The sequence below is a fragment of the Telluria sp. Soil_C_11 genome, assembly GCF_057657395.1.
Genome location: NZ_JBDGIN010000004.1, coordinates 128,997 through 152,294, shown reverse-complemented (window position 1 = coordinate 152,294; position 23,298 = coordinate 128,997). Strand labels below are relative to the sequence as shown.

Genomic DNA, 23,298 nt, shown 5'->3' with positions numbered 1-23,298 from the left:
TAACTATTTCGCAACGATTTGTAACTGGCGTCGTCCTTTCGCACGCTCGTGCGTTGTAACCGGGTAGCATCTTCATACAACATGACACGCTGGAGACTGCGATGCCCAACCCGATCCTGAAGTCGGCCGTACTGCTGGCCTTCACCACCCTGTCCGCGCTGGCCGTGGCAGCCGATCCGCCGGCCCGCGTCGGCCGCGTTGCGCTCACCCAGGGCCAGGTCAGCATCGGCGCCGACGCCGGTGGCGGGATGAGCCCGGCCCAGGTCAACTGGCCCGTCACCTCGGGCAATATGCTCACCACCGCCCCTGGCTCGCGCACCGAGCTGCGCATCGGCTCGACCTCGATCCGCCTGGACGGCGATTCCTCGCTCGACGTCGTCGAGCTGGACGACGACAGCATCCGCCTGCGCCTGCACTACGGCAGCGCCAGCGTGCGGGTCCTGAACGCGGATGTATTGCGCGGCTTCGAACTGGTCACGCCGCAGGCGCGCGTGCGCCTGCAGCAGCCGGGCCGGATGCGCATCGACGCCGAGCGCGTGCGCGACACCAGCAGCGTCAAGGTGTTCGACGGCGTGGCCCTGGTCGAAGCGGGCGGCTCCCAGCTGGCGGTCCGCGCCGGCAAGCGCGCCGACATCACCGACGACGACATCCGCACCGCCAGCGCCGTGCAGGATGCCTTCGACAGCTGGTCGGCTTCGCGCGACCGGCTCGAAGACAATGCCCGGTCGGCGCGCTACGTCACCTCCGAGATGACCGGCTACGAAGACCTGGACCGCTACGGCAGCTGGCGCGCGGACAGCGAATACGGCCCGCTGTGGATTCCCGCCGTCGCATCAAGCTGGGTGCCCTACCGCGACGGCAGCTGGACCTGGATCGAGCCCTGGGGCTGGACCTGGGTCGACAACGCGCCGTGGGGCTATGCGCCCTTCCACTACGGACGCTGGGTCTACGTGAACCGCCGCTGGGCCTGGGCCCCCGGCAGTCGCCACGAGCGCCTGGTGTGGGCGCCGGCGCTGGTCGGCTGGGTTGGCGGCGCCGACTGGAACATCACCTTCCGCGACCGCAGCCGCCGCCCTGGCTACGGCTGGTATCCGCTGTCGCCGTACGACCGCTACGTGCCCTCTTACCGCACCTCCGACGAGCACCTGCGCTGGCTGAACAGCCATGTGCGGACCGACCGGCATCGCGGGCGCGACTACCGGCCGCAAGGCCTGACCGTGGTGCCGCAGGACCGCTTCGGCCCCGGCGGCCGGGTCAACGTGCCGCGCGCGCCGATCGCCACCGTGCCGCCGACCCTGGTGCAGAACGGCGTGCCCTCGGGCAGCGCGCCGCCGGCGCCGCCCAACCGGCCGCAGCGCGGCGGCATGGCCGATCGCGACCACGACGGCCGCCCGGACCGCTTCCAGGCCGGCCGCGCCGACCGCGACCGCGACCATGACGGCCGCCCGGACCGTTTCCAGGACGGCCGCGTCGACCGCGACCATGATGGCCGTCCCGACCGCATCGAGACCGGACGCATCGACCGCAACGGCGACGGCCGCCCGGACCGCATCGACACCGCGCGCGCCGAGCGCGACGGCTTCGTGCGCCAGCGTCCGCCGCAGCCGCTCACCGTGCAGCAGCAACAGCAGCAGGCGCCCGGCCTGGTGCCGATGCCGGCGCCGGCACGGCCCCAGCCGGTGGTGAGCCCGACGCCGCACATGTCTCCGGCGCCGCAGCCGGTGGTGAGCCCGACGCCGCACGTGGCGCCCACGCCGCAGCCGCTGACGAGTGGCGCACCCGTGTTCCAGCCCCCGGCCGCGCCGCCTGGCGCCCAGGGCTGGCCGCGCCAGGAGCGCCGCGACTGGGATGCCGACCGCCGCGATGGCCGCGATGGCCGCGACCGGCGTGGCGGCCATGACGGCCGCGATGACGGCGAGCCGCGCCGCGACCGCCGCGATGAGGGCGAGCGCCATGAGCGCCGTCCGGTTCCTTCTGCGGCGCCGGTAACGACGGCGGCGCCGCCCGCGCCGGTCCAGCACGCCGCCATCGCGCCCGCGCTCCCGGCACCGCAGCCGGTGCAGCTGGCGGCGCCGCAGCCCATGGCCGAAGCCCGGTTCGAGCGTCCGCACCGCGGCGATGGCGAGCGTGTCCGCGAAGCGCCGCAGCGCGCCGCGCCGCCTCCCGCGCCCGCGCCCGCCCCCGCTCCGGCGCCGGTGGTACACCAGGCGCCGCCGCCGCCCCAGGCCAGCGCCCCCTCCCGTCCGGCGCCCGCCAAGGCCGACGAGCGCAGGCGCGGCGACGAGCGCGCCCGCCAGGCCGAACGCTGATCCGGCCCGGCGTCCGGGATCGCGGCCGGCCTTGCCCGGCGCGATCCCGGGACTTTGGCTACAATGCGGGTTTTACAGGAGCGGCCATGGACCCGAAAGAATCCCTCATCGAATACCCCAGCGATTTCCCGATCAAGGTGATGGGCGCGACGCATGAGGACTTCGCCCCGACCATCCTCGAGCTGATCGTCCTGCACGACCCGACTTTCCACGAAGGCAAGATGGAAGTGCGTCCTTCGTCGAAGGGCACCTATACCGGCCTGACCGTGGTCGTTCGTGCAACCAGCCGAGAGATGCTGGACAAGCTGTACACCGAGCTGTCGGCCCATCCGATGGTCAAAGTCGTCCTGTAGAACCTACCCCAGCAGGCCGGAGTCGCTGCTGGCGCGCCTAGCAAGCGGGGACAGCGTTGCTCGTCGTAGCATGGCCCGCCATGCGTCCTCCTCGCGCCTTGCCCGCGCTTGCCAGTCATCGCCATCTGCTTCCCCCGGCCTCCTGCGGTAGGTTCCAAGCAACACTTGGCAACACTTCCGCAGGGGCTGCGGGCAGAGGACATGGGCCTGGCTTATAATGTCGAGGCATTCCATTCCTGTTCCCACAGTTTCCATGCCAGCGAACCGCCCTGCCATCCGTGAGCTCGGCCGCGCAGATTACGACACCATCTTCGCCGCCATGCGTGCCTTCACGGACGCGCGCACGCCCGACACCCCCGACGAACTCTGGATCGTCGAGCACCCGCCGGTGTACACGCTCGGCCTCGGCGCCGACCGCGGCCACATCCTGAGCGCGCACGACATCCCGGTGGTGCAGACCGACCGCGGCGGCGAGGTGACCTACCACGGTCCCGGCCAGGTCGTGATTTACCTGCTGATGGACCTGCGCCGCAACAAGCCGGGCGGCAAGCTGTATGCGCGCCAGTTCGTGCACAAGATCGAGCAGGCAGTCATCGACGTGCTGGCGGCGTATAATCTGGCGGGTGAACGCGTCGAAGGCGCCCCCGGCATCTATATCGCCGAAGGACCGCGCAAGGGCGCCAAGATCGCCGCCCTCGGCCTGAAGGTGCGCGGCAACGGCTGCACCTACCACGGCGTCTCGCTGAACGTGGCGATGGATCTGTCCCCCTTCACCTGGATCAACCCGTGCGGCTATTCCGGGCTGGCCACGGTGGACATGCGCACCATGGGCGTGGAAGCGCCGCTGGCCGACGTCCAGCAGGCACTGGCCCAGGCCCTGGCCAGTCACCTGTCGCAAGACGAAGTGCAGGCCGCACCGAACAAACCAACCGAGACCCTAGCAGGGTAAAGAGCACATGACTTCCGAAATCGATACCGGCAATGCCGCAGCAGCTGCCTACAACGCCAGCGCCAAGCAAAAGGGCGCGGACAAGACTTCGCGCATCCCGATCAAGATCGTACCGATCGAGCAGCACGAGCGCCTGAAGAAGCCGGACTGGATCCGCGTGAAGGCCGCCACCGCCTCCTCGCGCTTCTACGAGATCAAGGACATCCTGCGCGCCAACAACCTGGTGACGGTGTGCGAAGAAGCGAGCTGCCCGAACATCGGCGAATGCTTCGGCAAGGGCACCGCGACCTTCATGATCATGGGCGACAAGTGCACCCGCCGCTGCCCGTTCTGCGACGTCGGCCACGGCCGTCCCGATCCGCTGGACGTGAACGAGCCGGGCAACCTGGCCAAGACCATCGCCGACCTGCGCCTGTCCTACGTCGTGATCACCTCGGTCGACCGTGACGACCTGCGCGACGGCGGCGCCGGCCACTTCGTCGAGTGCATCCAGAAGACGCGCGCATTGAGCCCGAACACCAAGATCGAAGTGCTGGTGCCGGACTTCCGCGGCCGCCTGGAAAAGGCGCTGAACATCTTCGCCGACGGCCTGCCGGACGTGATGAACCACAACCTGGAAACCGTGCCGCGCCTGTACAAGGAAGCGCGCCCGGGCGCCGACTACAAGCACTCGCTGGAGCTGCTGCGCGACTTCAAGGCCAAGTACCCGAACGCCGTGACCAAGTCCGGCCTGATGGTGGGCCTGGGCGAGACCGACGAGGAAATCCTCGAAGTGATGCGCGACATGCGCGAGCACGACATCGACATGCTGACCATCGGCCAGTACCTGGCGCCGTCGAACTCGCACCTGCCGGTGCGCCGCTACGTGCACCCGGACACCTTCAAGATGTTCGAAGAGAAGGCCTACGAGATGGGCTTCGTGCACGCCGCCGTGGGCGCGATGGTGCGTTCCTCGTACCATGCGGACCAGCAGGCGCACGAGGCGGGCGTGGCCGCGTAAGCCAGCCGCTTCTTCTTCGAGCGACACGCGTGGGCGGAGGCCGCCCACCCTGGCGGGGATTCCCGTGGGGTGGGCGGCCCCGCCCACGCTTTTTTCATTTCGTGGCTTGCCGAACGTAGCCCGCGCCCCATCCGCGCTATATTGGCGACAACCGAAGCCCGTGCAAACAAGAACATGAGCCAACACCATTCCCGCCATCCCGCCGACGACCACGCAGACGACACCCAGGACGACGACGCCTTCCTCGAGCGCGAACTGAAGCTGCACGAGCGCGGCGCCGAGCTGGTCAAGATGGAAGGCCGCGTGTTCATCCGTTTTTCCGGCGCGGTGCGCGTGGACGGCCTGCACGTCGACTACCGCCTGGTGCCGGCGCGCGGCGTGCTGGCCAAGCCCAGCAAGTGGCGCAAGATGGACCTCGGCGCGCGGCGCGAGCTGATCGAGGAGCGCGCCACCCGCGACGCCATCGACGACCTGAACCAGGACGTCGAGGAATTCGTGCGCGAGATCGCCGACCAGTGCGACGACGCCGGCTTCGATCCGATGCTGTTCCTGCACGTGCTGGAAGAACTGGAGACCTCCGAGCCGGCCGAATACGTGTTCGAGCGCATCCGCCAGCGCCTCGACCACGCCATCGAGCGCGACCAGGAAGAGCGCCATGCCGCGCGCACCAAGGAAAGCATCAACCTGGCCGAGTACCCGCAATCCTTCGACGTCGCCAGCAAGATGGCGCGCCGCTTCGTCGCCCTGCTGGGCCCGACCAATTCCGGCAAGACCCACCGCGCGATGGAACACCTGGCCCAGGCCGAAAGCGGCGTCTACCTCGCCCCGCTGCGCCTGCTGGCACTGGAAAACTACGAACGCCTGCAAGGCGTGGTGCGGGAAGACGGCGAGCCGCTGGCCGTCAGCCTGGTCACGGGCGAAGAGCGGCGCCTGGCCGAGAACGCGACCCACGTCGCCAGCACCGTCGAGATGCTGGATACCAGGACGAAGGTCGAGGTGGCGGTGATCGACGAGATCCAGATGCTGGCCGACCGCGACCGCGGCGCCGCCTGGACCGCGGCCGTATGCGGGGCGCCCGCGTCGGTCGTCTACCTGGTCGGGGCGCCGGAAGCGCGGCGCGCGATCGAGGCCCTGGCCGAGCGCCTGGAATGCCCGCTCGAGGTGCACGTGCTCAAGAGAAAAGCGCCGCTGTCGATGGAACCGGGCGCCGTGCGCAAGATCAGGAACCTGCGGCGCGGCGATGCGGTGATTGCCTTTTCGCGGCGCGACGTGCTGATGTGGCGCGACATGATCACGGAAACCGGCCTGTCGGTCGCCACCGTCTACGGCAATTTATCTCCGGAAGTGCGGCGCGCCCAGGCCGAGCGTTTCCGCGAAGGCCAGGCCGACATCGTGGTCGGCACCGACGCGCTGGCCATGGGCCTGAACATGCCGATCCAGCGCATCGTGATGACCACCGCCGTGAAATACAACGGTGTCGAGGAGGAGGAAATCCCGGCCGCGCTGGCCAGGCAGATCGCCGGGCGGGCAGGGCGCTACGGCGTGCATGAAGAGGGTTTCGTCGCCGGCTACGACGACGACACCCACGACATCATGCGCTCGCTCATGAAAGAGAAGATCCCGCCGGTGCCGGCCAGCGGCTTCGCGGTCGCGCCTTCGCTCGAACAATTGCACCGCATTGCCTCGGTGACGGGCGAGACCTCATTGGTGAAACTGCTGCGCCGCTTCGTGCACAACATCGATGTGCCGGACGGCTTTTTCTACCCGCGCATTACCGAAGAGCAGAACGAACGCGCCGAATGGCTCGACACCCTCGACCTGAGCGTGGCCGAGAAGTTCACGCTGTCGCTCGTGCCGATCTCGACCAGGGTGCCGACCCTGGAGAGCGCCTGGAGCCACTGGGCGCAATCGCTGGCGAAAAAGCGGATCTGCAAGCTCCAGCCGCATCCACAGGAACTATTCTGGCAGAACCTGCAGGAAGTCGAGGACACCTGCCGCATGTATTCGGCCTATGCCTGGCTGGGGTATCGGATGCCGGACTACTTCCCCAGCATCGAGCTGGCCCAGCAACTGGCGCGCGAGGCTTCCGAGCGCGTCGATTCACTGCTGCAGCAGCAGAACGCGGCGGCGCGCAAGCGGCAGGGGAAAAGGGAGCGCGGCCGCTGGTAAGCCGCTTCAGCGGACCCGCCGCTCGGTGCGCCCCTTGGCGTCCAGCTTGAGCACGCCGGGGATGCGCTGCAGCTTGTCGATCAGGGCCTGGAAATCGTTCTCGGACATGCGCGAAAACACGATCAGCACATCGTCCATGGTCGATTCCTCTCCCTGCTGCTGGACGATGAAGGTGCTGATGCGGCCGGTGACGGGGCCGAGTTCCTGTTCCAGCACGTGCAGCGTCAGGCGTCCCCGTTCGGCGGAAATCATCACCTCACGTCTTTGTCTGGAAGAAAAATACCAGCGTTCCAGCGGCTTGATGCCGGCCAGGATGATCAGGATGACGATGGTGGCCGACACGGCGGCAAGATACAGCCCGCCGCCGGCCGCCAGGCCGACCGCCGCCACCGTCCACAGGCTGGCGGCCGTGGTGAGGCCGCGCACGATCTCGCCGCGCAACAGGATCGATCCCGCGCCCAGGAAGCCGATGCCGGACACCACCTGCGCCGCCACGCGCGAAGGATCGAGCGAGACGTGTTCGTGGTCCAGCACGTCCATGAATCCATAGGACGACACGAGCATGAACAGGCAGGCGCCGACGCTCACCAGCATGTGGGTGCGCAGGCCGGCGGCCCAGGACAGGCGCTCGCGTTCGAATCCGATCGCACCGCCCAGCAATGCCGCCAGGCCGAGACGTGCAATGAGTTCGAGAGGAGGAAGCAAGGCCGACCCCGGTCAGGCCGGCTTGCCGGTTCCCTTGGCTTTGGCCGCGGCGTCCAGCCACGCTTCCCAGATCGCCGGATCCCGGGTGTGGCCATCGGCTCCGAGCTTGTATTCGCTCACCAGGTCCGCCAGGTCGCTGGATTCGGTCAGGTCGACCTCGCGTTCGAGGAAGGCCAGCATGGTCCGGTAGGCCTGCTCGACCGTCATCGTGTCGTTCGCTGCGCTCATGCTTCCTCCTGCTATTCATTGCATGCACTGCCAATGGGGAGAAGCTTACCTCAATGCGGGCAAATCAAGGCCGGCAGCGCGCCGTGATGCCGGCGCCGTTCCCGCCCGCCACCGGGATGTCGGATGGCGGCGTGCCATTTCCCAGCACCAAGGTGTTGCCGCCGACATAGCGCAGAGGCAATTCCTCGCCCGCATACCCGGGCAGGTCCTGCGGGATGTAGATCGCGAAGCGGTAGTCGAGGTTCGGATGGAAGCCGTGCTGGAACACCTGGCTGGTCGGGCCTTCGTAGATTTCCGACGCGATGGCATCGACGATGGCGGCGGTGTCGGTGCGCGTGTTCAGCTCGACCGAGTCGTCCAGCCGCAGCGTGTAGGGACGCAGCGGTCCGAAGCGCCGGCCGCCGAACTGCACGCGGAAGCGGTCGACGTCGTAATAGAAGGCCGGCACGGCGGGGCCGGTGACGTCCGCGCTGCACAGCACGAACACGGCCCAGAAGCCTTGCGACTGCAGCGGCAGCACGGAACGGACGGCTTCGTTGTGGCGCAGCGGCACCGGGGTCGTGAAGTCGATCCGGTGCACGTTCGCGACGTGCTGGTAGTGCAGGACGACGGTTTCGCGCAAGCCGGGGTCGACACTCGTGCAGCCCGCCAGCAGGAGCGGGAACAGGAGGGAAGACCGGAACAGCTTGCGCATCAAAGACTCCTTTGCCAGCGAATGTATCAAGCTTGGGCCAAGCCGACGGGCAGGGCTTGCGGGAACTCAGCTGGCTGCAAGTGACTTCTGCAGCAGCGCATGCAGCGACGCGAAATCCGGTTCACCCAGATAGCGCTTGAGGATCTTGCCGTCCTTGCCGATGACGAAGGTGGTCGGGGTCATGGCCACGTCGCCGAACTGTTTGGCCAGGTCGCCGCCGGAGTCGAGCGCGACCTTGAACGGCAGCTTGCGGGTCTCGGCGTAGTTCAGGACGTAGTTCGGCGGGTCGTAGCTCATCGCGACGGCGACGAATTCCAGGCCCTGGTTGCGGAACTTGTTGTAGGTCTCGACCATCTGCGGCATTTCCTTCACGCAGGTGGCGCAGGAAGTGGCCCAGAAATTGACCATCACGACCTTGCCGCGCAAGTCCTGCGAGCTGATCTTCTGGCCGTCGATGCTGATGAAGGTGACGTCGGGGGCAGCCGGCTGCTGGCTGAAGGCGGCGAAGCCGATTCCGGCGATCGCCAGCACGGCGGCGCCGATGGCGGCCGGCTTGATCCAGGAACGGGGGGAAGCAGGTGCGATCATGAGGGGCATCTCATCCGTGAACGGGCGACGAGCCCATTATAGGCTCGCCGCCATTTCCGTGCGCTTACTGGGCCTGTGCCTGCTGCGGCTGCATCGCGCGCAGGTCTTCTTCGCTGATGTACTCAAACATCTTGGTCACGCTCATCACGCCCGACACGCCCTGTGCCACCTGGGCCGCGATATTGCCTTCGCGCTGGGTCACCAGGCCCATCAGGTAGACATTGCCGCGCTCGGTGACCACCTTGAAGGAATTGGCCGAGACCGTCTTCTTGTCGGCCAGGCTCAGCTTGACCTTGCTGGTGATCAGGGCGTCGCTCGAGCGCGAGGTGTAGCTCGACGGACCGGCGACGATCAGCTCGTTCATCACGTTGTCGACGTTGGTGATGCTGCGCACGTCCTTCTCGACGGCCTGCTTCATCGCTTCGTCGCGCACTTCGCCGGTCAGCAGCACCTTGCGGTTGTAGCTGTTGACGTTGACGTGGCCGGCGTCGCCGACGATCTGCGGCAGGTGGGTCTCGGCCTTCACGGCGATCGCCTTGTCCTCGGTCTGGGCGCCCAGGGTGCGGCGGTCGGTGGTCGCCACCGCGCCGGCCACCATGCCGCCGGCCACCACGGCCACGCAGCCTTGCAGGGATGCCATCAGCGAAGCGAGCACGGCAGCGGTCAGGACGGCTTTCTTAACTTGCATCTTCTTCTCCGAACAGGGCGACGTCGAGGCCGTCGCAGATACTGTGGATCGCCACCAGGTGCACTTCCTGGATGCGCGCGGTACGTGCGTGCGGCACGTTGATATGGACATCGGCATCGGTCAGCAGCTGGCCCAGCTTGCCGCCATCCTTGCCGGTCAGGGCGACGACGCGCATTTCGCGTTCGAGCGCCGCTTCGGCGGCCGCCAGCACGTTGGCGGAGTTGCCGGAGGTCGAGATCGCCAGCAGGATGTCGCCGGCCTGGCCCAGGGCCTGCACCTGCTTGCTGAAGATTTCGTTGAAGCTGTAGTCGTTGCCGACCGCCGTGATGATCGAGGTGTCGGTGCTCAGCGAGATCGCGGGCAGCGGGAAACGCTCGCGCTCGAAGCGTCCGACCAGCTCGGCAGCGAAGTGCTGGGCGTCGCCGGCGGAACCGCCATTGCCGCATGCCAGGATCTTGTTGCCGTTGGACAGGGCATTGAACATCAGTTCGATGGCCTGGGAAATGGGTTGTGCCAGCAGCTGGCCCGACTTCAGTTTGAGTTCGGCGCTTTCCTGGAAATGGGCGAGGATGCGTTGAGTATTCATGGTCGAAGATTATAGTGCAGTGGCAACGCCTACCGCACAAGTGGAGTAAGAAATGCTTACATTTCAAGCGGTTTCGATGGCGTTCCGTAACCATTCCAGCCGGGCGCCATCGATCGCGACGACGTCGATGCGGCAGGGCGGCAGGCGCTCGAAACGCTGCAGGTAGACCTGGGCGGCGCGGATGATGCGGCGGATCTTTGCCGGGGTGATGCTGGCGGCGGCCCCGCCGCGCGAACGGTCGGCGCGCTGGCGCACCTCGACGAAGACCAGGGTCGCGCCCTCGCGCATGACGAGGTCGATCTCGCCCAATTTACACCGGAAGTTCGCTTCGATCAGTACTAAACCGTGGCGTTGAAGATACGCCAGCGCCGATGCTTCCCCTTTCCGGCCCTGTTCCTGCTTCGGCGACAGGCGGGCCGGCCACATCTCAGGGTCCCGCCTCGACGGGCTCGAAGTCGCCGCCGCGGTAGACCGCCATGGCTTCGCGCCGGCGCAGGCGCGCATTGCCGGGCGGGTTGCCGTTGGTATCCACCTCCAGGTGGCCGGTGACGCCATCGATGACGAAAGGCTCGCCCGGGCGCAGGGCCAGCTCGCGCGCGACCAGGAAGGCGTCGATGCCGAGCGCGTACAGGCGGTTCATGGTCGGCGCCTGCTCGGCCTCGAGCGGACGCGGATACATCATCACGGCGCGGTTGTCCGGCCGCACCAGCCACGGCAGGTCGACCACGCGCAGGCCGTCCAGCTCCGGCAGGCCCATGCCGGGCGAGCGGCCCGGATTGCCGGCGCTGCCGACGTAGCAGGGGATGGCGGAGCCGGTGCGAGCGCGCACCTGGCGCAGCTCGGTCACATCGAGCGCGGCGAACATCAGCTCGGGCGGATCGACGTCGAGCCGCATCTTCAGTTCGGAGATGGCGGCCGGATCCACGCGGCCGTCGGCGGACGGCACGCTGTAGCGCTGGCCTGTATGGCCGAGTTCGCTCCAACGCGCTTCGAAGGCGGCGGCGGCGCGCTGGGCCCAGGGGGCATTGCTGGTGAGGATCAGCACGCGTCCATGCGGATGCTCGCGCGCCGCCCACTCGGCGGCCTGGCGTGCTTCGTCCTCGACCGAGAGGCCGGCCACCACCATGCCTCGCGGCAAGTAACCGCGCGGTTCGGGATGGTTCAGGGCAACCGTCGGGCGGCTCACGCCGCCGCCGAGGGCCAGTGCGCTGACGGCGGGGCGGGCCAGCGGGCCGACCACCACGTCGTGCGAGGCGGCGGCACGGGAATAGGCGGCCAGCGTATCGTCGGTGCTGTCGCCGGTGGGCACCAGTTCGACCTCGATCCCGGCGCCGTCGCGCTCGACGCTGGCCATGAAGCCGGCGCGCACCGAATCGGCGGCGGCGCCCAGCGAAGAGGAATGCATCGGCAGCAGCAGGGCGACCCGGACCGGGCCAAGGTTCCGCAAGGCGCCCGGCTGCACGCTGCTGGATTCCCGGCCGGGCAACTGGATCGGCCGGGTCTGCACCGGCGCCGGTTCCGGCTCGCGCGGCGGCGGCACGTAGCTGGGCGGCGGCGCGGGCGCGCGCTCGGGGCAGGCGTAGTCGCCGCTCCTGGGACTTGTGTTTGCGCCACCGGGCGCGCACAATCCCTGCGGCTCGTCGAGGCTTACCGTGCTGCAGCCGGCCATCAGCACCATTGCCAGGCTTGCGCCCAGCGCTTTGAGATTTTTAATCAGCATCCGATCCCCACACATGACCGTCACCCAGTCCAGCCAGATCGCCAACTTGCCCGTCCTGGGCGAGGCAGCCCAGCAGTCCTATCCTACCGCAACGCTGTACGTGGTGGCCACACCGATCGGCAATGTCACCGACATCACCCTGCGCGCCCTGCACGTGCTGATGATCGCCGACGTCGTCGCCTGCGAGGACACGCGCAAGACCGGCGCCCTGCTGACGCGCTTCGGCCTGAACAAGCAGATGGTGGCGGCCCACCAGCACAACGAGCGCGAGGCGGCCGAGAAACTGGTGCAGCGCCTGCGCGCGGGCGAGCGCGTGGCGCTGGTGTCGGACGCCGGCACGCCTGCGGTCTCCGACCCCGGCGCGCGCATCGTCGACGCGGTGCGCAACGCCGGCCTGAACGTGGTGCCGGTGCCGGGCGCCTCGGCGGCGGTCACGGCGCTGTCGGCCAGCGGCCTGGTGAACGACCGCTTTCACTTCGTCGGCTTCCTGCCGGCCAAGGCGAAACAGCGCGAAACCGAACTGGCCCAGCTCAAGACCGTGAGCTCGACCCTGGTCATCTACGAAGCCCCGCACCGCATCACCGATTGCGTCGAAGCCCTGGCGAGCGTGTTCGAACCGACCCGCCAGGTGGTGTTCGCGCGCGAGCTGACCAAGATGTTCGAAGAGATCCACCGCTGCGAGCTGAAAGAGGCGCTGGCCTGGGTCAAGGCCGACCAGCACCGCGAGCGCGGCGAATTCGTGGTCCTGGTCGAAGGCGCGGCGCCGGCCGGCGACGAGGGCGAGGCGGAGGCCGAGCGGATCCTGCAGATCCTGTTGACGGAGTGCTCCGTGAAGCAGGCGGCGAACCTGGCGGCGCAGATCACGGGGCGGAAGAAGAATGCCTTGTATGAGCGGGCGTTGCAGATCAAGGGTGAAGCCTGAACCGTCGCCCCCGCAGTTTGAACCGTCGTCCCCGCAGTTTGAACCGTCGTCCCCGCGAAGGCGGGGACCCAAGTTGCATGCGTTTCGACGGCTCGTCAAACTTGGGTCCCCGCCTGCGCGGGGACGACGGTGGTAGAAAGCGGGAACGACCGTAGCTGCTCGAGCGACCGTTCACCACTTGCACCCACTATCCTTCTTGTCCATCATCAGGTAGATCGGCGCCAGCAATCCTCCCGGCACGCCATCCTTGCAATCCGGCCGCTTGGCCGCCTTGATCGCCCGCTCCAGCTTCGTTTCCGTCTGCAAAGGCGGAGGCGGCAGGCGTTCCAGCGCCGTGCCCGCCCTGGCCGGATCCGGCTCGTTCGCCACCGCGCGCGCGACGCTGCGTGCGGCATCCAGGTTGAAGCGCGGCGCGGTATCGGCAGGAGCCGCCGGCTGGGTGTCGACCTTGAATGGTTCCTTGTCGGCCGGCGCCGCCGGCGGCGGCACGGCGATGATGCGGCGGGCAGGGCGGGAACGCTGGGCCGGCCTGGCGCGCGGCTCGGGCTGCGCCGCAGGCGGCACGGCTTCGGCCGCCGGCAGCTTCTCCGGCTCCTGCAGGCGCACGGTCAAAGGTTCGGTGGCGTGTGCAGGCAGGGCGGCCGGCCGCGGCTGGCGGTAGCTGGATAACAACAATGCGTGCACGGCCAGCGAGATGGCGATGCCCGCTGCGATACGCGCCACTTGCCTGCGGTCGGGGAGGGCGGCATCGCCCGCATCCGGAAAATGGTCGATTACGGCATTCACGGCAGCTCCCATCGATTCTGTGCCGGAAAGCCTCGAACGCACACATTCGCGCACGTTCGCGGGTGCTTTCCTTGACCGGGACCCCCGCGGACGTTATGATGGCTGTCTTCGGAGTGTAGCGCAGCCCGGTAGCGCATCTGGTTTGGGACCAGAGGGTCCAAGGTTCGAATCCTTGTACTCCGACCAAGTATACCGAAAAGGCCGACGAGCGATCGTCGGCTTTTTTCATTTCCGCGTAGCGATACGGTGGGCACACCGTGCCCACGCTCACGTCGAATCACCCTGCGCGTTTCGCCAGCAGCGCATTCCCCGCCCGGCTCACGCCCTTGCGCCCCAGCTGCTGCGAGATGAAATGGCCGGCCTCCACCACCTGGTCGAGATCGATGCCGGTCTCGATGCTCAGGCCGTTCATCAGGTAGACCACGTCTTCGGTGGCGACGTTGCCGGTCGCGCCCTTCGCATACGGGCAGCCGCCCAGGCCCGACACCGACGAGTGGAAGATCGCCACGCCCACTTCCAGGCTGGCGTAGATGTTCGCCAAGGCCTGGCCGTAGGTGTCGTGGAAGTGGCCGGAGATGCCTTCCAGCCTGAAGGCGCGCGCCGCAGTCTCCATCACGGCCTGGGTTTTTCTCGGGGTCGAGACGCCGATCGTGTCGGCGATGTCGATCTCGTCGCAGCCCAGGTCGCGCATGCGCGCCACCACGTCGGCGACGGCGTCCAGCGGCACCTCGCCCTGGTAGGGGCAGCCGAACGAGCAGCTGATGCTGCCGCGCAGGCGCAGGCCGTGCTGCCTGGCGGCTTGCGCCACCGACTCGAAGCGCGCGATCGATTCGGCGATCGAGCAGTTGATGTTCTTTTGCGAGAAGGCTTCCGAGGCCGAGCCGAAGATCACGACTTCATCCGCCTTCGCGGCCAGCGCCGCTTCGAAGCCCTGCATGTTCGGCGTCAGCGCCGAATAGATCGTGCCCGGACGGCGGGCGATGCCGGCCATGACGTCAAGGCTGGTCGCCATCTGCGGCACCCATTTCGGCGACACGAAGGAAGCCGCCTCGATGTTGGCGAAGCCGGCGCGCGACAGGCGGTCGACCAGTTCGATCTTCACGGCGGCCGATACGGCCTCTTTTTCGTTCTGCAGCCCGTCGCGCGGGCCGACTTCGACGATCTTGACTTGTTTTGGCAGGTTCATTTTTCAGTATCCCCGGTTGCGGTCGACCACGTCGGCGACGTGTTCTCCCTGTTCGAGCAATTGAATCTTGTGCGCGATCTGGCGCACGGCTTCCTCGCGTACCGTGAGCGCCGAGATGTGCGGCGTGATGGTGATGCGCGGCTCGCTCCAGAACGGATGCGGCGCCGGCAGCGGTTCGTTGCGGAACACATCCAGCGTGGCGCCCCGGATGTGGCCGGAGCGGATCAGGCCCAGCAGGTCCGGCTCGGCAACCTGGGCGCCGCGCGCCACGTTGACCAGGTACGCCCCTTCGGGCAGCTTCGACAGCCGCGCGCGGTCGAGCAGGTTATTGGTGTCCGGCGTCAGCGGCAGCATGCAGACCAGCACCCGCGTCCCGGCCAGGAAATCGTCGAGCGATGCCATGCCGGCGTAGCAGTCCACGCCCGGAAGAATCTTCGGCGTGCGGCTCCAGCCGCGCACCGGAAAGCCCAGCTGGCGCAGCGCCTGCACCACCGGGATGCCGAGCTTGCCCAGCCCCAGCACGCCGACCGTGAACTCGTCTTTTTGACGCGGCGCGAGCGGGTTCCACGCGCCCTGGCGCGCCTGCTGTTCGTACTCGTCGAAGCGGCGGAAGTAGCGCAGCACGGCATACGCCACGTATTCCACCATCTGCTCGCCCATGCCGGCGTCGCCGAGGCGGATTACCGGCACATGGGGCAGGGCGTCGCCGAATTTCAGGATCGCGTCGACGCCGGCGCCCATCAGGAAGATCGCCTTCACATGCGCCAGCTGGTCGAGCAGGGCGGGCGAGGGCGCCCACAGCACCGCGTAGTCGCATGGCGCCAAGGCTTGTCCCTCCTGCCACGCGACCGTCTCGGCCTGCGGCAGCGCCTGTGCGAAATCGCGCGCCCACGGCTCGGTCACGCCATCGCCACGGTACAGGAGGAGTCGCAAGGAGCCTCTCCTCAGGCCGCGGCCTTGAAGGCCAGCAGCGGCGCGCCGTCGGCCACCTGGTCGCCGACCTGGTACAGGATCTCCTCGACCAGGCCATCGCTCGGCGCCGCGATCGTGTGCTCCATCTTCATCGCTTCCATGATCACCAGCGGCTCGCCCTTCCTGACGGTCTGGCCGCCCTTGGCGATCACGGCCACCACCTTGCCCGGCATCGGCGCGGTCAGGCGGCCGCCCGCGGCTTCGTGTTCGCCGGCGTGGGCCATCGGGTCGTTGTAGTGCAGTGCGTAGTGCTGGCCGCCGGTGAACACGTGCAGCAGTTCGCCGTCGCGGCGCACGGTGCCGTGCAGGGCCGCGCCGTCGAGGCGGATCGCATACTCTCCGCCATGCTTCGCTACCTGCGCCAGCGGGTGCGCCGCGCCGTCCAGTTCCAGCACCCAGCCGTGCGGGTGGTAGGCCAGGCCGACGCCGTAGGCCTTGGCGTCGAGGCTCGCGCTGTACTCATCGGCAAACGACAGGCTGCGGCGGTAGGTGCCGTTCATGCGCCAGCCGTGGGTGCTGGTCCACGGGTCGGCCGGATTGCCTGACACCGACAGGGCTTGCTCGGCGTCCGCCAGCGCGACCGCGGCCAGGGCCAGCGCACCTTTCGGCGCCGGGCCGGCCGGCGGGAACAGCGAAGCGTTGTTCCGTTCGATCAGGCCGGTGTCGAGGTCGGCGCTGGCGAAGGCTTGTCCTTCCACCAGGCGCTTCAGGAAGGCGATGTTGGTGGCCAGGCCGACGATGTGGAATTCGGACAGCGCCTGCGCCATGCGCGACAGCGCCTGGGTGCGGTCCGCGCCCCACACGATCAGCTTGGCGATCATCGGATCGTAGAACGGCGAGATGGCATCGCCTTCGCGCACGCCCGAGTCGATCCGCACCCCGGCCGGGGCATTGGCGGTGCCGCCCAGTTCGAAAGCGACGTGGGCAGGCACGTCCATGAAGCGCAGCGTGCCGATCGAAGGCAGGAAGCCCTTTTCCGGATTCTCGGCATACACGCGCGCTTCGATCGCGTGGCCGTGGATCGCGAGTTCGTGCTGCTGCTTCGGCAGCGGCGCACCAAACGCCACGCGCAGCTGCCACTCGACCAGGTCGGTCCCGGTGATCATCTCGGTGACCGGGTGTTCCACTTGCAGGCGCGTGTTCATCTCCATGAAGTAGAACGAGCCGTCCTGGTTGGCGATGAACTCCACCGTGCCGGCGCCGACGTAGCCCACCGCGCGCGCAGCCGCCACCGCCGCCTCGCCCATCGCGGCGCGGCGCTCGCCGGTCATGCCCGGCGCCGGCGCTTCTTCCAGCACCTTCTGGTGGCGGCGCTGTACCGAGCAGTCGCGCTCGTGCAGGTAGACGCAGTTGCCGAGTTTGTCCGCGAACACCTGGATCTCGATGTGGCGCGGGCGGGTCAGGTATTTTTCGACCAGCACCTTGTCGTCGCCGAAGGAGGAGATCGCCTCGCGCTTGCAGGAGGCCAGGGCCGCCTGGAAATCTTCCGAACGCTCCACCACGCGCATGCCCTTGCCGCCGCCGCCGGCGCTGGCCTTCAGCAGCACCGGGTAGCCGATGCGGTTCGCTTCGCTCTGCAGCAGTTCCGGATCCTGGTCGTCGCCGTGGTAGCCCGGCACCAGCGGCACGTTCGCGCCTTCCATCAGCTGCTTCGCCGCCGATTTCGAGCCCATCGCGCGCATCGAGGAACCCGGCGGGCCGATGAAGACCAGGCCCGCGGCCTCGCAGGCTTCGGCGAACTCCGCGTTCTCCGACAGGAAGCCGTAGCCCGGGTGGATGGCCTGGGCGCCGGTGGCCTTCGCCACTTCGATGATCTTGTCGCCGCGCAGGTAGCTTTCCTTGGCCGCGGCCGGGCCGATCAAGACCGCTTCATCGCACACCGCGACATGCTTCGCGCCGGCGTCGGCTTCCGAATAGACGGCAACGGTACGGATGCCCATGCGGCGCGCGGTGGCGGCGACACGGCAGGCAATTTCGCCACGGTTGGCGATGAGGATCTTGGTGAACATGTGGTGTCTCGTCTGTTATTTTATAAGGGTTAGCTCTCGAACGTCGTCCCCGCGCAGGCGGGGACCCAAGTTCTGTCAGCGTCTCGACTGCTCAACAAACTTGGGTTCCCGCCTGCGCGGGAACGACGGTGTCACGTGCGGTGGCGTTAGCAACCGCAGCTTTCCTTCTGCACCGATTCCAGCGTCGCCGAACGGGTCTTCAGGCCCAGTTTCTCCAGCAGCGCACGGTCGTCGTTCGCCTCCGGGTTGTCGGTGGTGAGCAGCTTGTCGCCGTAGAAGATCGAATTGGCGCCGGCCATGAAGCACATCGCCTGCACCGCTTCGCCCAGCTCGCGCCGGCCCGCCGACAAACGCACGCGCGCCTTCGGCATGGTGATGCGGGCGACGGCGATGGTGCGCACGAATTCGATCGGGTCGAGCGGCGCCAGGCCGTGCAGCGGCGTGCCTTCGACCTGCACCAGGTGGTTGATCGGCACCGATTCCGGATACGGGTTCATGTTCGCCAGCTGGGCGATCAGGCCGGCGCGCTGGGCGCGGGTTTCGCCCATGCCGACGATGCCGCCGCAGCAGATCTTCAGGCCGGCATTGCGCACGCGGCCGAGCGTATCGAGGCGGTCGTTGTATTCGCGGGTCGAGATCACGTCGCCGTAGAAGTCCGGCGAGGTGTCGATGTTGTGGTTATAGTAGTCCAGGCCGGCCTGCTTCAGCTGCTCGGCCTGTCCCTCTTCCAGCATGCCGAGGGTGGCGCAGGTTTCCATGCCCAGCGCTTTCACGCCGCGCACCATGGCTTCGACCTTTTCCATGTCGCGTTCCTTCGGGCTGCGCCAGGCGGCGCCCATGCAGAAGCGGGTCGCGCCCTTGGCCTTCGCTTCGGCCGCTGCCGCCAGCACGGTGTCCAGCTCGAGGATTTTCTTGGCTTCGACGCCGGTGTCGTAGCGCGCCGCCTGCGGGCAGTAGCCGCAGTCTTCCTCGCAGCCGCCGGTCTTGATGGAAAGGAGCGTGGCCAGTTCGACGTCGCCGTCGGGGAAGTTGGCGCGGTGGGCCTGCTGGGCGCGGAACATCAGCTCGGGCAGCGGCAGCTCGAACAGGGCTAGCACTTCGGCCAGCGGCCAGGTGGCGTCCTTCGGCAGCGAAGCCGGGGTGACGGGCGGGTGGAGGGTGACGACTTGGGTCATGTTGAATACATCCTTGTTTTGGTATTTCAGGAACGTGCGGACGGCCATCCCGGCACGTCCGCAAGCTCGATATAGGCAGCCGCATCGGCCGCCGATGGTTGGTCCAGGCGCGGCACGCGTCCCAGCAGGGGCGCGGGCATGCGCTGTTCGAGCGTGGCCACGTTCTCGTCGACGAAGCGCATGTCCGGGTCGACCTGGTTGGCGACCCAGCCGGCCAGCACCAGGCCGCGCGAGATGACCGCTTCGGCGGTGAGCAGGGCGTGGTTGATGCAGCCCAGGCGCAGGCCGACCACCAGGATCACCGGCAGGCCGAGCTGCACCGCCAGGTCGGCGCTGTCGAAATCGTCGGAGAAGGGCACGCAGAAGCCGCCCACGCCCTCGACCACGGTGGCGTCGGACGCCCCCAGGATCTCGGCATAGGCGGTCATGATAGTCACCGGCTCGATGCGCACGCCTTCCAGCTCGGCCGCGATGTGCGGCGCGCAGGGTTCGCGCAGCATGAAGGGCGTGGTGATGTGCTGCGGCAGGTGCACGTTGCCGGCGGCGCGCAGCATGGCGGCATCCTCGTTGTGGAGCATGCCGTCGCGCTCTTCGGCGCCGGCCGCGATCGGCTTCATGCCGCAGGCGCGCTGGCCATGCTGCACCAGCTTGTGCAGGATCGCGGCGCTGATCAATGTCTTGCCGATCTCGGTGTCGGTGCCGGTGACGAAGCAGGCGAAGCGGGTCGGCACGCCTTCAGCCGCCAGCGGGGCCGGCACGGCGGCGGGAACCGGGGCCGCCGCCGTCTTCGGTTCGGCAAAACCGATATCGGGCTGGGCGGGAATCCCGCCCGGTTGCTCAGGATCGTTGAGGCTCATGTTCCGGTCCTTTCCAGCTTGTTTTCCAGCTCGGTTTCAAGCTCGCGTTCGAGCTCATTGAGCGCAGCGGCAAGCTGCGCGACGTCTTGTTCGGTATGCGCGGCGCACAGGGTCACGCGCAGGCGCGCGGTGCCCGGCGCCACGGTCGGCGGGCGGATCGCCGGCACCCACAGGCCCTGCTCGTGCAGGCGGATCGCCACCCGCAGCGCTTCATCGTTGGCGCCGATGACGATGGGCTGGATGGCGGTGTGCGAGACCGGGCGCCGCCAGCGGTGCAGCGCCAGTTCGCGGTCGAGCAGGGCGATCAGCCCGGCCAGGTGGGCGCGCCGCGCGGCGCCTTCCGCGCCGTCGATGATGTCCAGGCTGGCCAGCAGCGCATGCGCGAGCGCGGGCGGGGCCGCCGTCGTGTAGATGTAGGGGCGGGCGCGCTGGATCATCAGTTCGATCACGGCCTGGTGCGCGGCGACGAAGGCGCCGCCGACGCCGGCGGCCTTGCCCAGCGTGCCGACATACACCAGGTTCGGCGAGCGCAGGTCGAAGTGCTCCAGCGCGCCGCGGCCGTGTTCTCCCAGCACGCCGAAGCCGTGGGCATCGTCCACCACCAGCCAGGCGCCGTGGCGCTCGCACAGGGCCAGCAGCGCGGGCAGCGGGGCCAGGTTGCCGTCCATGCTGAACACGCTGTCGGTGACGACGATCTTCGTGCCGGCCTTGCTGGCGCCGAGTTGCGCTTCCAGGGCGGCCACGTCGCCGTGCGGATAGACCGTGACGCCGGCCCGCGCCAGGCGCGCACCGTCGATCAGGGAAGCGTGGTTCAGCGCCTCCGAAAAGATCATCGCCTCCTGGTCGCTGCCCAGCGCCGTCAGCACGGCCAGGTTGGCCATGTAGCCGGTGCAGAAGTACAGCGCCCGGGCGTCCACCAGGTGCGGCGCTTCGAAGGCGGCCAGGCGTTCCTCGAGCAGCGCGTGGGCGCGGCTGTGGCCGGACACCAGGTGCGAGGCGCCGCTGCCGGCGCCGTACAGTTCCGCGCCTTCGCGCAGCGCCGCCACGACCTTCGGATGCGCCGCCAGGCCGAGGTAGTCGTTGCTGCAGAAGGCCAGCATGGCGCGGCCGTCGACCACCTGGCGCGGCGCGCACGGCGTGTCGGCGGTGCGGCGGCGGCGCGTCAGGCTTTGCGCAGCCAGCGCGTCCAGCTGCCGTCCGAGGCCCGCGATCAGATCCGTCGCATGATTCGCATTGTTCATCATGCTTCGGCGATCACCTTCTCGAACACGGTGCGGGTGCGCGCCGCCAGCCCGGCGATCTCTTCCTCGTCCAGCACATAGGGCGGCATCAGGTAGACGGTGCGGCCGATCGGGCGCAGCAGCAGTTCGTTCTCGACCGCGGTGCTGAAGAAGCGGCGCGCGAAGGTCGAGGCGCGTTTCGCATCCGGCTCGACGGCGTCGAAGGCCAGGATCATGCCGCGCTGGCGGAAGTGGGTCACGCGCTCGTGTTCCAGCAGCGGGGCCATTTCCAGCATCAGGCGGGTGGCCGTTTCGCGGTTCTTCACCAGCACGTCGTCGTCGCGGAAGATCTGCAGGGTCGCCAGCGCCGCGCGGCAGGCCAGGGCGTTGCCGGTGTAGGAGTGCGAGTGCAGGAAGCCGCGCGTGATGTCTTCGCTGTAGAAGGCCTCGTACACCTTGTCGGTGCTGAGCACCAGCGACAGCGGCAGGTAGCCGCCGCTGATCCCCTTCGACAGGCACAGGAAGTCCGGCCAGATAGCGGCCTGTTCGCAGGCGAAGAAGGTACCGGTGCGGCCGCAGCCGACCGCGATCTCGTCGGCGATCAGGTGCACGTGGTATTTGTCGCACAGCTCGCGCAGGCGCTGCAGGTAGAGCGGATCGTGCATCGCCATGCCGGTCGCGCACTGCACCAGCGGCTCGACGATGATGGCGGCGATCCGGTCTCCTTCTTCCGCGAACAGCTGCTCGACATCCTTGATCGCACGGCACGCCACGTCCTGGGCCGATTCGCCGTCGACCGCGTTGCGGGCATCGGGCGAGGCCACGGTGCGGGAAGCGCGCAGCAGCGGGCCGTAGGCGTCCTTGAACAGGGCGACGTCGGTGACGGCCAGGGCGCCGATGGTCTCGCCATGATAGGAACCCTGCAGGCAGACGAATTCCTGCTTGTCCGGATAACCGGCGTTGCGCCAGTAATGGAAGCTCATCTTGAGCGCGATCTCGACCGCCGACGCGCCGTCCGACGCATAGAAGGCATGGCCCAGCGCATGGCCGGTGAGGGCGGCCAGCTGCTCGGACAGCTCGACCACCGGCTCGTGGGTGAAGCCGGCCAGCATCGCGTGCTCCAGCCGGTCCAGCTGGTCCTTCAGGGCCGCGTTGATGCGCGGGTTGGCGTGGCCGAACAGGTTGACCCACCACGAGCTGATGCCATCCATGTAGCGCCGGCCTTCATGGTCGTAGAGCCACGGCCCCTTGGCGTGGCTGACGGCGATCAGCGGCACCTCTTCATGGTGCTGCATCTGCGTGCATGGGTGCCAGACGCTGCGCAGGCTGCGCGCGATCCAGTCGGACGAGGTGTTGCGGTTCAAGATGACTTCCTAATTAACTAACTGAGTAACCATGAGGGTTTGCGCTTTTCGAGGAAGGACGCGACCCCTTCGCGTCCCTCGGCGGATGCACGGATATGCGCGATGCGGCCGGCGGTATCGGCCAGCAGCACGTCGTCGATCGGCAGCCCGGCGATGTCGCGCACCAGCTTCTTCGCTTCGCGCACGGCGTTCGGGCTGTTGTTCACCAGCGCCTTGACGATGCCGGCGACGGTGGTGTCCAGCTGTTCGCTTGGCACCACCTCGTGAGCAAGGCCCAGGCGCTTCGCCTCCCGGGCGTCGAAGCGCTCGGCGGTGAGGAAGTAGCGGCGCGAGGCCTGGTCGCCCATCGCCTTGATGACGTAGGGAGAAATCGTGGCCGGGATCAGGCCCAGCTTCACTTCGGACAGGCAGAAGTTGACGCCCTCGGCGGCCACCACGATGTCGCAGGCCGCCACCAGGCCCATGCCGCCGGCGTAGCAGTCGCCCTGTACCTTCGCCACCACCGGCTTCGGGCTGAAGTAGATGGTGCGCAGCATGTCGGCCAGGCGCATGGCGTCGGCTTCGTTCTCGGCCTGCGAGTAGGCGGCCATCTTCTTCATCCAGTTCAGGTCCGCGCCGGCGCAGAAGGCCGGGCCGTTCGCGGCCAGCACGATGGCGCGCACATCGGCGTCCTGGCCGACCTCGTCGAAAGCCATCGTCAGGTCGGCGATGGTGGTTTCGTTGAAGGCGTTGCGCACGTCCGGACGGTTCAGGGTGATGGTCGCGACCTTGTCCGCAACGGAGATCTCGAGGGTGTCGTAGGTGTCCATTTTTTTCTC

At 68.0% G+C, this 23,298-nt stretch carries 22 protein-coding genes, 1 tRNA gene and 1 pseudogene; 7 read left to right on the top strand and 17 right to left on the bottom strand.

Going from position 1 to position 23,298, the window contains the following annotated elements:
• The first annotated feature begins 101 nt into the window (after positions 1-101).
• From AC3A6M_RS08690 to AC3A6M_RS08670, 5 genes and pseudogenes are all read left to right on the top strand, one after another.
• A complete protein-coding gene (locus AC3A6M_RS08690) occupies positions 102-2,309 on the top strand; it encodes a DUF6600 domain-containing protein (protein ID WP_487852323.1) in 2,208 nt (735 codons plus the stop codon).
• Between the two features lie 83 nt (positions 2,310-2,392).
• Positions 2,393-2,662 (top strand): annotated as a pseudogene (locus AC3A6M_RS08685) (DUF493 family protein); the annotation flags it as partial.
• 253 nt (positions 2,663-2,915) lie between these two features.
• The gene (gene lipB / locus AC3A6M_RS08680; RefSeq protein WP_487852322.1) at positions 2,916-3,611 is read left to right on the top strand and encodes a lipoyl(octanoyl) transferase LipB; all 696 of its coding nucleotides are present in this window, start codon (positions 2,916-2,918) and stop codon (positions 3,609-3,611) included.
• Positions 3,612-3,618: 7 nt separating this feature from the next.
• Positions 3,619-4,611 carry a lipoyl synthase gene (lipA, locus tag AC3A6M_RS08675; RefSeq protein ID WP_487852321.1) on the top strand — a complete coding sequence of 331 codons (993 nt, stop codon included), beginning with the start codon at positions 3,619-3,621 and terminating at the stop codon, positions 4,609-4,611.
• A gap of 174 nt (positions 4,612-4,785) precedes the next feature.
• Positions 4,786-6,780, top strand: a complete 1,995-nt coding sequence (locus AC3A6M_RS08670; RefSeq protein WP_487852320.1) for a helicase-related protein — start codon at positions 4,786-4,788, stop codon at positions 6,778-6,780.
• Between the two features lie 6 nt (positions 6,781-6,786).
• On the opposite strand, the gene AC3A6M_RS08665 is transcribed toward AC3A6M_RS08670, so the two are convergent.
• The 8 genes from AC3A6M_RS08665 to AC3A6M_RS08630 form a co-directional block, all read right to left on the bottom strand.
• A complete protein-coding gene (locus AC3A6M_RS08665; protein ID WP_487852319.1) occupies positions 6,787-7,485 on the bottom strand; it encodes an MgtC/SapB family protein in 699 nt (232 codons plus the stop codon).
• 12 nt (positions 7,486-7,497) lie between these two features.
• Positions 7,498-7,713, bottom strand: a complete 216-nt coding sequence (locus AC3A6M_RS08660; protein ID WP_487852318.1) for a hypothetical protein — start codon at positions 7,711-7,713, stop codon at positions 7,498-7,500.
• Between the two features lie 64 nt (positions 7,714-7,777).
• Complete coding sequence (locus AC3A6M_RS08655; protein WP_487852317.1) at positions 7,778-8,407, bottom strand: hypothetical protein; 630 nt, start codon at positions 8,405-8,407, stop codon at positions 7,778-7,780.
• 66 nt (positions 8,408-8,473) lie between these two features.
• Positions 8,474-9,004: a peroxiredoxin family protein gene (locus AC3A6M_RS08650; RefSeq protein WP_487852316.1), complete on the bottom strand. Its 531-nt coding sequence runs from the start codon at positions 9,002-9,004 to the stop codon at positions 8,474-8,476.
• A gap of 55 nt (positions 9,005-9,059) precedes the next feature.
• Positions 9,060-9,683 (bottom strand): BON domain-containing protein, encoded by a 624-nt coding sequence (locus AC3A6M_RS08645; RefSeq protein WP_487852315.1) that lies wholly within the window; start codon positions 9,681-9,683, stop codon positions 9,060-9,062.
• Positions 9,673-10,269: a phosphoheptose isomerase gene (locus AC3A6M_RS08640; protein WP_487852314.1), complete on the bottom strand. Its 597-nt coding sequence runs from the start codon at positions 10,267-10,269 to the stop codon at positions 9,673-9,675. Before AC3A6M_RS08640 ends, AC3A6M_RS08645 begins: the two co-directional genes overlap by 11 nt.
• A gap of 63 nt (positions 10,270-10,332) precedes the next feature.
• A complete protein-coding gene (locus AC3A6M_RS08635) occupies positions 10,333-10,695 on the bottom strand; it encodes a YraN family protein (protein WP_487852313.1) in 363 nt (120 codons plus the stop codon).
• 1 nt (position 10,696) lies between these two features.
• Complete coding sequence (locus tag AC3A6M_RS08630) at positions 10,697-11,989, bottom strand: penicillin-binding protein activator (RefSeq protein WP_487852312.1); 1,293 nt, start codon at positions 11,987-11,989, stop codon at positions 10,697-10,699.
• Positions 11,990-12,002: 13 nt separating this feature from the next.
• Here AC3A6M_RS08630 and rsmI point away from each other — a divergent pair, with 13 nt between their 5' ends.
• A complete protein-coding gene (gene rsmI / locus AC3A6M_RS08625) occupies positions 12,003-12,911 on the top strand; it encodes a 16S rRNA (cytidine(1402)-2'-O)-methyltransferase (RefSeq protein ID WP_487852311.1) in 909 nt (302 codons plus the stop codon).
• Between the two features lie 171 nt (positions 12,912-13,082).
• Here rsmI and AC3A6M_RS08620 read toward each other — a convergent pair whose 3' ends face one another.
• Positions 13,083-13,697: a hypothetical protein gene (locus AC3A6M_RS08620; protein ID WP_487852310.1), complete on the bottom strand. Its 615-nt coding sequence runs from the start codon at positions 13,695-13,697 to the stop codon at positions 13,083-13,085.
• A gap of 109 nt (positions 13,698-13,806) precedes the next feature.
• Here AC3A6M_RS08620 and AC3A6M_RS08615 point away from each other — a divergent pair.
• A tRNA-Pro gene (locus tag AC3A6M_RS08615) sits at positions 13,807-13,883 on the top strand.
• 91 nt (positions 13,884-13,974) lie between these two features.
• Here the strand turns inward: AC3A6M_RS08615 and AC3A6M_RS08610 are convergent.
• The 8 genes from AC3A6M_RS08610 to AC3A6M_RS08575 all read right to left on the bottom strand — a co-directional run bounded on the left by AC3A6M_RS08610 (position 13,975) and on the right by AC3A6M_RS08575 (position 23,289).
• A complete protein-coding gene (locus AC3A6M_RS08610; protein ID WP_487852309.1) occupies positions 13,975-14,883 on the bottom strand; it encodes a hydroxymethylglutaryl-CoA lyase in 909 nt (302 codons plus the stop codon).
• Between the two features lie 3 nt (positions 14,884-14,886).
• A complete protein-coding gene (locus tag AC3A6M_RS08605) occupies positions 14,887-15,816 on the bottom strand; it encodes a 2-hydroxyacid dehydrogenase (protein WP_487852308.1) in 930 nt (309 codons plus the stop codon).
• Positions 15,817-15,827: 11 nt separating this feature from the next.
• On the bottom strand, positions 15,828-17,864 hold the full coding sequence (locus AC3A6M_RS08600; protein WP_487852307.1) for an acetyl/propionyl/methylcrotonyl-CoA carboxylase subunit alpha: 2,037 nt from the start codon (positions 17,862-17,864) through the stop codon (positions 15,828-15,830).
• Between the two features lie 146 nt (positions 17,865-18,010).
• The gene (gene bioB / locus AC3A6M_RS08595; RefSeq protein WP_487852306.1) at positions 18,011-19,039 is read right to left on the bottom strand and encodes a biotin synthase BioB; all 1,029 of its coding nucleotides are present in this window, start codon (positions 19,037-19,039) and stop codon (positions 18,011-18,013) included.
• A gap of 26 nt (positions 19,040-19,065) precedes the next feature.
• A complete protein-coding gene (bioD, locus tag AC3A6M_RS08590) occupies positions 19,066-19,896 on the bottom strand; it encodes a dethiobiotin synthase (RefSeq protein WP_487852305.1) in 831 nt (276 codons plus the stop codon).
• Positions 19,893-21,137: an 8-amino-7-oxononanoate synthase gene (gene bioF, locus AC3A6M_RS08585; protein ID WP_487852304.1), complete on the bottom strand. Its 1,245-nt coding sequence runs from the start codon at positions 21,135-21,137 to the stop codon at positions 19,893-19,895. Before bioF ends, bioD begins: the two co-directional genes overlap by 4 nt.
• Positions 21,137-22,480 carry an adenosylmethionine--8-amino-7-oxononanoate transaminase gene (gene bioA / locus AC3A6M_RS08580; protein ID WP_487852303.1) on the bottom strand — a complete coding sequence of 448 codons (1,344 nt, stop codon included), beginning with the start codon at positions 22,478-22,480 and terminating at the stop codon, positions 21,137-21,139. Before bioA ends, bioF begins: the two co-directional genes overlap by 1 nt.
• Before the next feature lie 17 nt (positions 22,481-22,497).
• Complete coding sequence (locus AC3A6M_RS08575; protein WP_487852302.1) at positions 22,498-23,289, bottom strand: enoyl-CoA hydratase/isomerase family protein; 792 nt, start codon at positions 23,287-23,289, stop codon at positions 22,498-22,500.
• Positions 23,290-23,298 lie beyond the last annotated feature (9 nt).